Annotated in this window: 14 protein-coding genes; 10 read left to right on the top strand and 4 right to left on the bottom strand. The window is 65.3% G+C overall.

Annotated elements, in window-relative coordinates; all coding sequences use genetic code 11:
* The first annotated feature begins 67 nt into the window (after positions 1-67).
* The 3 genes from queG to OEW28_RS01665 all read left to right on the top strand — a co-directional run bounded on the left by queG (position 68) and on the right by OEW28_RS01665 (position 1,918).
* The gene (queG, locus tag OEW28_RS01675) at positions 68-1,114 is read left to right on the top strand and encodes a tRNA epoxyqueuosine(34) reductase QueG (RefSeq protein WP_263734348.1); all 1,047 of its coding nucleotides are present in this window, start codon (positions 68-70) and stop codon (positions 1,112-1,114) included.
* A 74-nt stretch (positions 1,115-1,188) separates the two neighbouring features.
* Positions 1,189-1,584: a DUF1294 domain-containing protein gene (locus tag OEW28_RS01670; RefSeq protein ID WP_263732991.1), complete on the top strand. Its 396-nt coding sequence runs from the start codon at positions 1,189-1,191 to the stop codon at positions 1,582-1,584.
* Positions 1,585-1,726: 142 nt separating this feature from the next.
* Complete coding sequence (locus OEW28_RS01665) at positions 1,727-1,918, top strand: hypothetical protein (RefSeq protein ID WP_263732990.1); 192 nt, start codon at positions 1,727-1,729, stop codon at positions 1,916-1,918.
* A 59-nt stretch (positions 1,919-1,977) separates the two neighbouring features.
* On the opposite strand, the gene OEW28_RS01660 is transcribed toward OEW28_RS01665, so the two are convergent.
* A complete protein-coding gene (locus tag OEW28_RS01660; protein WP_263732989.1) occupies positions 1,978-2,847 on the bottom strand; it encodes a branched-chain amino acid aminotransferase in 870 nt (289 codons plus the stop codon).
* Between the two features lie 164 nt (positions 2,848-3,011).
* On the opposite strand from OEW28_RS01660, the gene OEW28_RS01655 reads away from it, so the two are divergent.
* The 6 genes from OEW28_RS01655 to dxs are packed head-to-tail and all read left to right on the top strand — an operon-like array spanning position 3,012 to position 8,232.
* A complete protein-coding gene (locus OEW28_RS01655; protein ID WP_263732988.1) occupies positions 3,012-3,521 on the top strand; it encodes a MarR family winged helix-turn-helix transcriptional regulator in 510 nt (169 codons plus the stop codon).
* Positions 3,518-4,228, top strand: coding sequence for a response regulator (locus OEW28_RS01650; RefSeq protein WP_263732987.1), 711 nt, complete (start codon positions 3,518-3,520; stop codon positions 4,226-4,228). The genes OEW28_RS01655 and OEW28_RS01650 overlap by 4 nt, the downstream gene beginning before the upstream one ends.
* 43 nt (positions 4,229-4,271) lie before the next feature.
* Entirely contained in the window at positions 4,272-5,204 is a 933-nt protein-coding gene (locus OEW28_RS01645; RefSeq protein WP_263734347.1) for a histone deacetylase family protein, read from the top strand.
* Positions 5,201-5,434, top strand: coding sequence for an exodeoxyribonuclease VII small subunit (locus tag OEW28_RS01640; protein WP_263732986.1), 234 nt, complete (start codon positions 5,201-5,203; stop codon positions 5,432-5,434). The genes OEW28_RS01645 and OEW28_RS01640 overlap by 4 nt, the downstream gene beginning before the upstream one ends.
* Positions 5,435-6,301 carry a polyprenyl synthetase family protein gene (locus OEW28_RS01635; RefSeq protein WP_412174768.1) on the top strand — a complete coding sequence of 289 codons (867 nt, stop codon included), beginning with the start codon at positions 5,435-5,437 and terminating at the stop codon, positions 6,299-6,301.
* Between the two features lie 14 nt (positions 6,302-6,315).
* Positions 6,316-8,232 carry a 1-deoxy-D-xylulose-5-phosphate synthase gene (gene dxs / locus OEW28_RS01630; RefSeq protein ID WP_263732985.1) on the top strand — a complete coding sequence of 639 codons (1,917 nt, stop codon included), beginning with the start codon at positions 6,316-6,318 and terminating at the stop codon, positions 8,230-8,232.
* A gap of 4 nt (positions 8,233-8,236) precedes the next feature.
* Here the strand turns inward: dxs and OEW28_RS01625 are convergent, their stop codons facing one another.
* A complete protein-coding gene (locus OEW28_RS01625) occupies positions 8,237-9,094 on the bottom strand; it encodes an SDR family oxidoreductase (RefSeq protein WP_263732984.1) in 858 nt (285 codons plus the stop codon).
* A gap of 76 nt (positions 9,095-9,170) precedes the next feature.
* Between OEW28_RS01625 and OEW28_RS01620 the strand changes: the two genes are divergently transcribed.
* Complete coding sequence (locus tag OEW28_RS01620; RefSeq protein WP_263732983.1) at positions 9,171-9,803, top strand: class I SAM-dependent DNA methyltransferase; 633 nt, start codon at positions 9,171-9,173, stop codon at positions 9,801-9,803.
* Positions 9,804-9,806: 3 nt separating this feature from the next.
* On the opposite strand, the gene pncB is transcribed toward OEW28_RS01620, so the two are convergent.
* Positions 9,807-11,099, bottom strand: a complete 1,293-nt coding sequence (pncB, locus tag OEW28_RS01615) for a nicotinate phosphoribosyltransferase (protein WP_263732982.1) — start codon at positions 11,097-11,099, stop codon at positions 9,807-9,809.
* A 58-nt stretch (positions 11,100-11,157) separates the two neighbouring features.
* Complete coding sequence (locus tag OEW28_RS01610; protein ID WP_263732981.1) at positions 11,158-13,374, bottom strand: hybrid sensor histidine kinase/response regulator; 2,217 nt, start codon at positions 13,372-13,374, stop codon at positions 11,158-11,160.
* Positions 13,375-13,400: the final 26 nt, after the last annotated feature.

Here is a 13,400-nt window from a genome sequence, read left to right as displayed (position 1 = left end):
ATCCGGGGGCGCTGCCCCCGGTCCCCCGGGATATTTTTGAAAAGAAGAAGGAAGGCACTTGGAGCCGCTGACGCTGAAGGCCCGGCTGATCGAAACGGCACGCGCCGAGGGATTTTCGGCGGTGGGTTTCTGCGCGCCCGGATCTATCCCGCAAGCGGCGAACCGGCTAGCGGCCTTCGTCGAGGCAGGCCGGCACGGGCAGATGGGGTGGATGGCCGAACGGATGGGCTGGCGTGGTGATCCCGCCGCGCTTTGGCCCGAAGCGCGGACGGTGATCATGCTGGCGGAACTGTATACGCCCGCGTTCGATCCGCTGTCCGTGCTTGAGAAGAGGGACCGTGCCGCGGTTTCGGTCTATGCCCAGGGGCGCGACTACCACGACCTTGTGAAGAAGCGGCTCAAGCGGGTTGGCCGCTGGCTGATCGCGGAAGCCGAAAAAGGCTCTGTTCCGGCCGAAATCAAGGTTTTCGTCGACACCGCGCCGGTGATGGAGAAGCCGCTTGGTCAGGCGGCGGGGCTGGGCTGGCAGGGCAAGCACACCAACCTGGTCAGCCGCGATCTGGGCAGCTGGTTCTTTCTTGGCGCGATCTTCACCACGCTCGATCTGCCAAAGGACAGGGCCGATACGGATCACTGCGGGTCCTGCCGGGCCTGTCTGGACATCTGCCCGACCAAGGCTTTTCCCGCGCCCTATCAGCTGGACGCGCGCCGCTGCATTTCATACCTGACGATTGAACACGCCGGACCCGTCGACGAGGAATTGCGCCCGCTGCTTGGGAACCGGATCTACGGCTGCGACGATTGCCTTGCGGTCTGTCCCTGGAACAAGTTCGCCAAGGCAGCGCATGAGACAGGATACGCCGCGCGGGTCGGTGCGCCGCGGCTTGCAGAGCTGGCCGCCCTGGATGACGCGGCCTTCCGCGCGCGCTTTTCGGGAAGCCCGATCAAGCGCATTGGGCGCAACCGGTTCGTGCGCAATGTGCTGTACGCGGTCGGGAACTCGGCGGATCCGGCGCTGGCGCCAGTGGCCGCGTCGCTGCTGGGGGACCCTGACCCGACGGTGGCGGATGCTGCCCTTTGGGCGCTTCGGCGCCTTGCCCAAGATTCACCATAGTTCACTGCCACACTTCGCCATCTTTGGGTACAGCGTGTGTGGTTGCCGTGTCATATGTTCTTCAATTCCTGCCCATGCCGGGCACCGACGGATTCCTGTTCTTCTGCATCGGCCTTTATCTTGCCTTTGCGAATGCGATGACCTTTCTTCTCTGCCGTCTTGATGCGCGCCGCCAGGCCCTGGGCGAAGATCGCATTGCCCCCGGCACGCTTGCCGCGCTTTCACTGCTGGGCGGCTGGCTGGGCGTGAAGGCGGTGCACTGGTTCCAGGGCCATGTCGCCGGGGGACAGCCGGTGCGTTGGGCCGCGACAGGCTTCGGGGTGCTCTATACTGTACTTGCGGTCGTCGTCGTGGTGCCGGGATTCCTGCCCGACATTTCGGTCGGCGAGACGCTCACCTACATGGTCCATGGCCAGGACGGGGTCGACAAGTCCCGTCTACCAAAGCGTTTCGGACCGGGATCTGACTGATAACCGTCTGAAATAAGGCGATTTTCATGTCATGACATCATACTGATTGGCCAAACCGCCGATTCTGGGTCATGCTGTAGGCAGTCCCATCGGGGACATTCAAGTGGTCCCGCCGGGGCCGAGGTGACCAGGAGGAGGAAACATGAGCCGACATCTTGCCGACCACCGTGAAGCGTCCGAAGGCGGGCGCCTGAAGAACTATGTGGAGGTCGAGCGGACGCATGGCGAAGGCCGCCATCCCGCCTCGAAGGCCGTCCACGAGCGTCCAGCAACCCGCGATGACGCCAAGAAGCTGCGCGAATTCCTGCGGATCGAACGCGGCATCGAAAGCTGAGCGCACGAATGTAAACGGCGCGCCCAAGGGCGCGCCGCTGATCCCCAAACAAGCATGACCTATCTGCGGACAAGCTGTTCGTATTCGGTCGCGACCCGCTTGGTCAGATCGCCCACGTCGAAGTTGTAGGTGCCGATCTGGCCGACGGGGGTGACTTCGGCTGCGGTGCCGGTCAGCCAGCACTGCTCAAAGCTTTCCAGCTCCTCGGGCATGATGTGCCGCTCGTGCACCTTGACCTGCATGTCCTTCAGCATCTGGATGACCGTCTGGCGCGTGATGCCGTTAAGGAAGCAGTCGGCCTTGGGCGTATGCACTTCCCCGTCCTTCACGAAAAAGATGTTGGCGCCGGTCGCCTCGGCGACGTAGCCGCGGTAGTCGAACATCATCGCGTCGGAACAGCCCTTGGCCTCGGCCGCGTGCTTGGACATGGTGCAGATCATGTAAAGGCCCGCCGCCTTGGCCTCGGACGGAATCGTCGCCGGATCGGGGCGGCGCCACTTGGCGATGTCAAGCTTTGCGCCCTTCATCTTGGCATCGCCGTAGTAGTTGCCCCATTCCCAAGCCGCGATGGCCAGACGAACCGGGTTGCGCTTGGCTGCGACTCCCATGTCCTCGCCCGAGCCACGCCACGCGATGGCGCGGACGTAGGCGTTGTCCCAGCCGTTTGCCTTCAGGACCGCATCCTTCGCGATGTCGATCTCTTCGGGCGAATAGGGAACTTCCATGTCCAGAAGCTCTGCCGAGCGGCGCAGACGCAGGGAGTGTTCGTGTCCCTTGAAGATCTTGCCATCGTAGCACCGCTCACCCTCGAACACGGAGGACGCGTAGTGCAGCGCATGCGTCAGGATGTGCACCTTCGCGTCGCGCCAGTCGACAAGCTTGCCATCCATCCAGATCTTGCCGTCGCGATCATCATAGGAACCAGCCATTTCGTCCTCCTGGAGTCATTCCGTTTGCAAAAATTGCGCATCTTAGGTCCGAAGCGGACATAATGTTGCGCGAAATCTGGGATTCGCTACCAGTTGAGTCTTGGAAAGTCAACAAGGCTGACATAAAATCGGCTGGGCTTTGGACAAGCGCGCAAGGAGGATGCATGTCGGCAGGCGGCGGCGCGGCGCAGGGGGGTGAAAGCCTGCTGTTCCTTACGGACGAACAGCTTCGCAAGGGCATAGAGGCGATGTTCTTTGCCTATCGCGGCTTTACCGCGGACCCTGACCGCATTCTGGAAAACTACGCCTATGGCCGCGCGCACCATCGCGCGATCCATTTCATCCACCGCCAGCCCGGTCTGACGGTGAATACCCTTCTGACCGTCCTGGGCGTGACCAAGCAGTCGCTGAACCGCGTCCTGCGAACCCTGGTCGAGGACGGCCTCGTCGAATCGCGCGTCGGCCGCCGGGACAAGCGCGAACGGCACCTGCATCTGACCGAGAAGGGCGCCGCGCTGGAGCGCGAGCTTTCGGACGCGCAGCGGGCACGGATGCGCGCGGCCTACCGCGCGGCGGGTCCCGCGGCGGTTGCCGGTTTCCGGCAGGTGCTTGAAGCGATGATGGACCCGGAACTGCGCCGCTTCTACCAGATGATGAAGGATGGCGGCGCATGACCGAGCTGCCCGATACCCACCTTCTGATCGTGGACGATGACGAGCGCATTCGGGGGCTGTTGCAGAAGTTTCTGGCGCGGCACGGCTTCTGGGTCACGGCCGCGCGGGATGCGGCGCATGCGCGGCGGCTTCTGGCCGGTCTGGAATTCGACCTGATCGTCATGGACGTCATGATGCCGGGCGAGGACGGGGTCACGCTGACGCGCGCGCTGCGCCGCGAGACGGACACGCCGATCCTGCTTCTGACCGCCAAGGGCGAAACCTCGGACCGGATCGCCGGGCTCGAGGCCGGGGCGGATGACTACCTGACCAAGCCGTTCGAACCGCGGGAGCTTCTGCTCAGGATCAACGCGATCCTCAGACGCGCGCCGGTGTCGCCGGCTTCGGAAAAGGCGCCGAAGGTGCTGCACCTTGGCCCAGTCCGCTATGACATCGACCGGGGGGAGATGTGGCGCGGCGATGCGCCCGTCCGGCTGACCGCGACCGAGGCCGCGCTGATGCGCATCTTCGCCGCCCAGCCCGGCGAGCCGATCAGCCGGGCGAAGCTGGTCGAGGACCTGGGGCGCGGCGGTCCGGATGGAGGCGCGCAGGAGCGCGCGGTCGACGTCCAGATCACGCGCCTGCGCCGCAAGTTCGAGGCCGACCCGAAACAGCCGCGCTATCTGCAGACCGTGCGCGGCGCCGGATATATGCTGGCACCGGAATAGACGCCGTGCCGACGGAAGTCTTGGCGCGGGCCAAGTTGGGGGGCTGATGACGATCTTCTTCACGCATGACGCGGGGCTGGCACATGTGAACCCGCCCGGCCATCCCGAACAGGTGGCAAGGCTAGAGGCGATCTACGCTGCCCTCAGGCACCCCGACTTTGAAACGCTGGACCGTCGGCCAGCGCCCCTTTCGGAGGAGTCCCAGGTGCTGCGCTGCCATCCCAGGGATTACATGGATCGGGTAAAGGCGGCGCGGCCCGCCGAGGGTTGGGCGCAGTTGGACGGCGACACCTTCCTGTCGCCGGGGTCGTACGAGGCGGCATTGCGTGCGATCGGCGCGGCGAACGCGGCCGTGGACGCGGTGCTGGAAGGCCCCGTCCGCAACGCATTCGTCGCCATGCGGCCTCCGGGCCATCACGCCGAAACGGCGACGGCGATGGGCTTCTGCCTGTTCGGAACAGTCTCTGTTGCAGCCAAATACGCGCTTGATCACCATGGGCTGTCGCGCGTCGCGGTTCTGGATTTCGACGTCCATCACGGCAACGGCACGCAGGACCTGCTGTGGAACGAGGCGCGTGCGATGTTCGTGTCGTCGCACCAGATGCCGCTTTACCCCGGCTCTGGCTACGCGAGCGAGCGCGGCGCCCATGGTCAGATCCTGAACCTGCCGCTGCCGCCCGGCTCCGGTGGGAACGAAATGCGCCCGCTTTGGGAGGACGCCCTGGTCCGCGTCCAGGCATTCCGGCCCGAAATGATCCTGGTTTCGGCGGGCTTCGATGCCCACCGCGCCGATCCGCTGGCAAGCCTGAACTGGACCGAGGCCGACTTCGCCTGGATCACCCACGCGATTTGCGATGTCGCCGACGATTGCTGCGGCGGGCGGGTGGTATCGTCGCTGGAGGGGGGCTATGATCTGCCCGCGCTGGCGGCCTCGGTCGCCGCGCATGTAAGGGTTCTGATGGAGCGGGACGGATGAGCGATATTGCCGCCATGACTTTCGAAGATGCGATGAAGGCGCTGGAGGACGTGGTCCGGCAACTGGAATCGGGCAATGTCGAGCTGGAGAAGTCGATCTCGCTTTACGAGCGGGGCGCAGCGCTCAAGGCGCATTGCGAAAAGAAACTGAAAGAAGCGGAGGAGAAGGTGGAAAAGATCACTCTCGCCGCCGGTCAACCCACGGGCACCGCCCCCGCCGAAGGGTTGTGAGTGTTTCCCGAACGTCTGAAACAGGTTCAGCTTGGCGTTCAGGCTGCGCTGAATGATGCGCTGGCCCAACGCGCCGGCATCCCCGTCGTGCACGCGATGCGCTACGCGCTGCAGGGCGGCAAACGCATCCGCGCCTTCCTCGTGATCGAGGGCGCGGCGCTTTTCGGCATCCCGATGGCGCGGGCAATGCCCGCCGCCGCGGCGGTCGAGGCGCTGCACGCCTATTCATTGGTCCATGACGACCTGCCCTGCATGGACAACGACGATCTGCGCAGGGGTCAGCCCACGGTCCATGTGAAATGGGACGAGGCGACGGCGGTTCTTGCCGGCGATGCACTACAGACGCTGGCTTTCGAGCTGTGCTGCGATCCGTTGCTGGGGCAGGCGGACCGGCGGATCGAGCTTGTCCGCGCCTTTGCCCGCGCCTCGGGCGCGGAGGGCATGGTTCTGGGCCAGGCGCTGGACATCGCGGCGGAATCCGCCGCCACGCCCCTGACGCTTCAGGAAATTACCGCGCTTCAGGCCGGCAAGACCGGGGCGCTGATTTCGTTCTCGGCCGAGGCCGGACCGATCCTGGCGGGGGCCGATCGCGCCCCGCTGGCCGCTTACGCGAACGCACTGGGGCTGGCCTTCCAGATCGCCGACGACATCCTTGACGTCGAGGGCGATCCCGCGAAGGCGGGCAAGCGCTTGGGCAAGGATGCGGGCGCGGGAAAGGCCACCTTCGTATCGCTCCTGGGGCTTGAAGGCGCGAAATCCCGCGCGCGTGCGTTGATTGACGAGGCGGAAACCGCGCTTTTACCCTATGGTGCGACAGCGCAGAACTTGAGGGATGCGGCGCGCTTCGTTATCTCGCGCGAGATGTAGCCGCTGGAACGCCGATGACCGACAGACCGATCACCCCTGTTCTGGACCGCGTGAGGGTCCCCGCCGACATGAAGCATCTGTCGGACCGGGAGCTGCGCCAGCTTGCAGACGAACTGCGCGCCGAAACGATCAGCGCCGTGTCCGTCACGGGCGGGCACCTGGGCGCGGGGCTTGGCGTGGTGGAGCTGACCGTGGCCTTGCACGCGATCTTCGACACGCCGCGCGACAAGATCATCTGGGACGTCGGCCACCAGTGCTATCCGCACAAGATCCTGACCGGGCGCCGCGACCGCATCCGCACCCTGCGCCAGAAGGGCGGGCTGTCGGGTTTCACGAAGCGGTCCGAAAGCCCCTATGATCCGTTCGGCGCGGCCCATTCCTCAACCTCGATCTCGGCAGCGCTCGGCTTTGCCGCCGCGCGGGACCTGGGCGGTGACGCGGGCGATGCGGTCGCGGTGATCGGCGATGGGTCGATGAGCGCGGGCATGGCCTACGAGGCGATGAACAACGCGGGCCACCTGGGCAAGCGGCTGTTCGTCATCCTGAATGACAACGAAATGTCGATCGCCCCGCCGGTGGGTGCGATGTCGGCCTATCTTTCGCGGCTTTATGCCGGTGCGCCCTTTCAGGAACTGAAGGCCGCCGCCAAGGGCGCGATCAGCCTTCTGCCCGAGCCCTTCCAGGAAGGCGCGCGCCGGGCCAAGGAAATGCTGAAGGGCATGACCGTCGGCGGCACGCTGTTCGAAGAGTTGGGCTTTTCCTACATCGGCCCGATCGACGGCCATGACATGGAACAGCTTCTGACAGTCCTGCGCACGGTTCATGCGCGGGCGACCGGGCCGATGCTGATCCATGTGCTGACGAAGAAGGGCAAGGGATATGCGCCCGCGGAACGGGCAGCCGACAAGGGCCATGCGACGGCCAAGTTCGACGTCCTGACCGGCGAACAGAAGAAGGCGCCGTCGAACGCGCCGGCCTATACCAAGATCTTCGCCCAAAGCCTTGTGCGCGAGGCGGAAGCTGACGACAGGATCGTTGCCATCACGGCGGCAATGCCCGATGGAACCGGCCTGAACCTGTTCGCCGAGCGCTTTCCAAAACGCTGTTTCGATGTGGGCATCGCCGAACAGCACGCCGTGACCTTCGCGGCAGGAATGGCGGCGGCAGGGCTGAAGCCTTTCTGCGCGCTTTATTCGACGTTCCTGCAACGCGGCTACGATCAGGTTGTTCACGACGTGGCGATCCAGCGTCTGCCGGTACGATTCCCCATCGACCGGGCGGGGCTGGTCGGTGCGGACGGCGCGACCCACGCAGGAGCCTTCGATATCGCGTTCCTGGCCAACCTTCCCGGTTTCGTCGTGATGGCCGCCGCAGACGAGGCGGAGCTTGTCCACATGGTTGCGACCGCGGCCGCGATCGATGACCGCCCCTCGGCCTTCCGCTTTCCGCGGGGCGAGGGCGTGGGCGTCGACATGCCCGAACGTGGCAGCCCCCTGGAAATCGGCAAGGGCCGCATCGTGGCCGAAGGCGGGCGCGTGGCGATCCTGTCGTTCGGCACGCGACTGGCCGAAGTGATGAAGGCGCGCGAATCCCTGGCCGCGCGGGGTCTTGCCCCGACGGTGGCGGATGCGCGCTTCGCCAAGCCTCTGGACCGGGACCTGATCCTGCGCCTGGCGGCCGAACACGAGGCGCTGATTACCGTCGAGGAAGGCGCGATCGGCGGCTTCGGTTCCCATGTTGCCCAACTGCTGGCCGAAGCGGGCGTGTTCGACCGCGGGCTGAAGTTCCGCTCGATGGTGCTGCCGGACATCTTCATCGACCAGGCCAGTCCCGAGGACATGTATGCCGTCGCCGGCATGAACGCGCCCGAGATCGAGGCGAAGGTGCTGGAGGTTCTGGGTGTGTCGCGCGTCGGCGCCCGCCGCGCGTGACCTGCTAGCCCTCTGCGGCCAGCAGCGCGCGAAGACCGGCGCGATAGTCGGGATAGGCAAGTTCCACGCCCAGTTCGCGCCGGATACGGTCGTTCCTGACCCGTTTCGACTCGGCATAGAAACTGCGCGCGAGCGGCGTCATCTCGGCGTCCTCAAAGGCGACCTCGGGCGGCTGGGGCAGATCCAGCAGGCGCGCGGCCTCGGTCAGGACATCCTCCGGCGGGGCGGGATCGTTGTCCGCCACGTTGTACACGGCGCCCGGATCGGGCCGGGCGATCGAGGCGGCAAGCACCGCCGCGATGTCGTCGACATGGATGCGGCTGAAGAACTGGTTTTCGCGGATGATGCGCCGGGCAGTGCCGTTCTTCACCTTTTCGAAGGGGCCGCGACCGGGACCGTAGATCCCCGCCAGGCGGAAGATATGCAGGGGCAGACCGGTGCGCGCGGCCAGCGCCCGCCACTGGCTTTCCGCCAGAACCCTGATCTTGCCGCGGTGGGTCGAGGGCGTCAGCGGTGTCGTTTCATCCACCCAGCCCCCGGCGTGATCACCATATACGCCGGTTGTCGACAGGTAGCCGACCCATCGAAGATGCGGGGCCGCGTCGCCGATCGCCTGATTCAGCGCACGCAGCACCGGGTCACCGCCATCGTCCGGCGCGACGGAGATCAGGATATGACTTGCCGCCTCGATCGCCGGGCGAAGGTCGTCGCCGGGCCAAAGCAGGGCCTCGATCCCGCCGCGGCGCAAACGCTCGGCCTTCTCCACGCGGCGCGTGGTTCCAATGATGCGCCAGCCGGAAAGCCGCCGGACAAGGGCGGCGGCGGAATATCCATGGCCGATGGAAAGCAGTGTCGCGGTCATGGCGCGACTATCCCGTGGAAGCACGCCATCCGCAAGGCCGCTTGACGCGGGACCCCATCCCGTGCCCCCATGGGGCATGACTGACAAGGATTTCGATCTGGACGATGCCTACGGGCTGAGGACTCGCGAGGATATCCTGCGCTACTACCGGTCGCTTGCCCCGAACTACGATGACGACTTTGCGCGGGCGATGGATTTCCGCGTTCCCCGGCTTATCGCCGAGGCCTATGCCGCCGAGGCGATCGGACCCGTGCTTGACGTCGGCGCCGGTACCGGCCTTCTGGCGGCGGAGCTTCAAGGGCTTGGCGTGACGCCGGTCGATGGCGTCGACATTTCACCGGAGATGATCGCGATCGCCCGCGGCAAGGGGCTGTACCGCGAACTTCGGGAGGGCGATGTCACCGGGCGGCTCGACCTGCCGGACAGCGCCTATGTCGGCTGTGTCAGTTCGGGCACCTTCACCTTTGGCCATGTCGGGCCCGAGGCGATCGGCGAACTGCTTCGGGTGACGGAAAGCGGCGGCTTCTTCGCGCTTTCCGTGCATTCGGGCGTCTATGCCGCCGCGGGGTTCGCCGCCCGCTTCAGAACGCTGGAGGAGGAAGGCTGGATCACCCGCTTCAGCGCGGAGGACATCGCATTCTACGGCCCCCCCGCGACAGGGCCGCACGCGCAGGACCACGGTTTTCTGGTGACCTTCCGCAAGGTCTGACGGTCAGACGATGACCGCCTGCGCCGCCTGTTCGCCGACGCCGAACACGCGCTTGTAGCGCTTGATCTCAGCGGCCGGGCCCATCGCCTTGTTTGGATTGTCCGACAGCTTGACCGTCGGGCGGCCGTGCGCGCTGACCGCCTTGCAAACTAGGCTGAAGGGGGCAAGGCCGTCATCCGCCACGAACCCGCGGAAGTCGTTGGTCAGGAGCGTGCCCCAGCCGAATGACACCTTGACGCGGCCGGCGAAGCGCGCGTGCAGCTCTTCGATCTTGTCGGTGTCGAGCCCGTCAGAGAAGATCACGAGCTTGTCGCGCGGGTCCTCTCCGCGTGATTTCCACCAGGCGATCGCGGTTTCCGCGCCCTGCGAGGGATCACCCGAGTCTATGCGGATGCCGGTCCAGCCCGCGAGCCAGTCCGGCGCATGGGCCAGGAACCCTTCGGTGCCGTACGTGTCCGGCAGGATGATCCGCAGGTTGCCCTCGTGTTCCTCGTGCCAATCCGCCAGAACGCGGTAGGGCGCCTGCCTGAGCTCTTCGTCGGTGTCGGCAAGCGCTGCCATCACCATCGGCAGTTCGTGGGCATTGGTCCCGATCGCCTCGATGTCGCGGCGCATCGCGATGCGGCAGTTCGAGGTTCCGATGAACGAGGATCCAAGTCCCTCGATCATCGCCTGCACGCACCAGTCCTGCCAAAGGAAGGAATGCCGCCGACGCGTTCCGAAGTCGGCGATCCTCAGCCCATCGATCTTTCGCAGACGTTCGATCTTTTCCCAGAGTCGGGTCATGGCGCGGGCGTAAAGTACCTTGAGCTCGAACTTGCCCATCGTGGCAAGGACCGCCCGCGACCTCAGTTCCATCAGCACGGCAAGCGCGGGGATCTCCCACAGCATCACCTCTGGCCAGCTGCCCTCGAAGGTCAGCTCGTACTGATCTCCGACGCGCTCCAGGTGGTAGGGGGGCAGCTTCATGGTCTCGAACCATTCCATGAAGCCTGACGAAAACATCTGCCGCTTGCCGTAGAAGGTGTTGCCGCGCAGCCAGGTGCTTTCTCCGCGCGTCAGCGACAGGGACCGAACGTGGTCAAGCTGTTCGCGCAACTCGCCCTCGTCGATCAGCCGGGCAAGGGGAATTCGTGTCGTCCTGTTGATCAGCGAGAACGTGACCTGCGTGTCCGGCCGGTTTCTCAGGATCGACTGGCACATCAGCAGCTTGTAGAAATCGGTGTCGATCAGCGACCGGACGATCGGATCGATCTTCCAGTTGTGATTGTAGACCCGCGTAGCGATATCGACCATGTGTCAATCCTTTCCCCTCGCGTCTTACGCGACGGACCGGGGCCGGGTCAAAGGCCGTTTATCCGGTCAGGCCAGACAGGCATTCCAGCAAGGCGGCCTTGCTGATCGGTTTTGGCAGGAATCCGTCGAACCCGGCCGCGGCGCAGGCATCGCGATCCTCTTCGAAGGCATTGGCGGTCAGCGCGACGATGCGGATCGGGCGATCGCCGCGCATGCGTTCGTCCGCCCGAATGCACCGCGCCGCCTGGATCCCGTCCATGCCTGGCATCGAGATGTCCATCAGAACGACCGAAGGCCGCCAGACCCGCGACCGCTCGACCGCAAGGAACCCGTTCTCTGCAAAGGCGACCTCTGCGCCTGTGCCCGCCAGCATCTTTCCGACGATCAACCGGTTCGTCGCGTTGTCCTCGGCCACAAGGACGCGAAGACCCCGCGCCCTGTGCGAATGAAACGACAGCCCGCCGGGCGTTGCCGCATCGGGCACCTCTGCTGCCCGATTCAGAACCAGCGCAAGGTCGAAGGCGGATCCCAGACCGAGGGTGGAACGGACAGTGATGTCGCCGCCCATTTCCCGCGCCAGCAGACGCGATATGGTAAGCCCAAGCCCCGTTCCGCCGTATCTGCGCGTGATGTCCCCGTCCGCCTGCGTGAAGCTGTCGAACACATGCTCGATCCGGTCCGGCGCGATGCCGATCCCGGTATCCTCGACCCGGACGCGAAGCTGGACTGCCGCACCTGCCTGCATCGCTTGGACCGCCACCTGCACTTGGCCCCGATGCGTGAACTTGATCGCATTCCCCACGAGGTTCAGAAGGATCTGCCGTATGCGCCCCTGGTCTCCGACAAGCCGGGGGATCCGCCCATCCAGGAACAGCGACAGTTCCAGTCCCTTCTCCTGCGCCAGCGGGCGCAGAAGGTCGATCACGCCCCGGGCACAGTGTTCGACCGAAAACGGTTCTGCCCTGATCGTGGACTTGCCGGACTGCATCCGCGCAAGGTCAAGGATGTCATTGATGATGGACAGAAGCGCCCGGCCCGACTCAGCGATCGTCTCGACCGAGTGCTTCTGGTCGGTGTCCAGTTCGGTTTCGCGCAAAAGCTGCGCCATGCCGATCACGCCATTCAGGGGCGTCCGGATCTCATGGCTCATCGTGGCAAGAAAGCGCGACTTGATACTGGCCGCATCTTCCGCGGCCTTTCGTGCACGCGCCAGTTCCGCCTCGCGTTCCTTCATTGCGGTGATGTCGCGCTCCACGCCGATCGTCATCGCGTGGCTGCCGTCGGGATTGAAGATCGGCGTCAGGCTGGTTTCCATCCAGATGACGCTGCCGTCCTTGCGGCGGTTCAATACCTCGGTTCGGAGAGGCAGCTTGCGCCTGTGGGCGTTCACCAGCGCCCTGACCGTGTCGGGATTCGTTTCCGGCGCGTTCAAAAGCTCGCCCGGGCGGTGGCCGATCGCCTCGTCCAGGGAATATCCGGTGATGCGGGAAAAGGTGTCGTTGACCCAGGTTATGCGCCCGTTCCCTTGCGTGATGACGATGCTGTCGCTGGCGTGCTCGGCCACCAGCGCAAGACGGCGCACATGGTCCTGCTGCGCCTCAAGGCAGGCCCTTTCCGCTGCCAGCACCCTGTCATAGGCTTGCTGTCGCCGATGCGCGCCGCGCACGAAGGATACAAACCCGCCGACCGCGATCATCAGAACTGCGATCCCCATCAGATCGTAGGCAAGATCGCCGCCTGCTCCTGGCGCGTGCAGGATGTGCACCAGGTTCCGGATCGCAAGCGTCGCCAACGCGGCCAGATGGATCGCAATGCGGGCGACGGCCGAGCCGGAATGGTGCGGCAGCGTCAGCCCCGCGTTGATGACCGCAGCGGCGAGGAAGGCGGCGACAAAGAAATCCGCCTCGAAGGGCCGAGCGGAAGCCAGCGCCACGCCTGCCGCCCCGGCAATGGTCAGGGCCTGGAACGCCGCGCTTGCGGTCGCCTTCCTGCGCGCAAGCCGGTGAACGGGCGGCGCGGGGCAGCGTTGCAGGATGGCCCGCAGAACCAGACAGTCCACCGCCTCCCCCAACAAGGCAAGGACCGTCGCGATCAAGCCGTAAAGGGGGCCGCCAAGTACGGAAACGGTCAGGCCCCCGGTGACGGTCAGGATCTGGCGCAGCGCGAGGTAGCGGAGCCGGGCGCGGCAATAGCGCAGGAACAGCCCGTCCGGCGTATTGCGCAGATCCTCGGCCATCCGCGCGGAGTCCGTTCGATCGGGAATTTCCTTTGCCATTGCCCGCCCGTGCCGGGCCGCAACCA

The organism is Albidovulum marisflavi, assembly GCF_025751435.1.
Lineage (GTDB): Bacteria > Pseudomonadota > Alphaproteobacteria > Rhodobacterales > Rhodobacteraceae > Albidovulum > Albidovulum marisflavi.
This window is presented reverse-complemented; position numbering and strand designations above follow the sequence as displayed.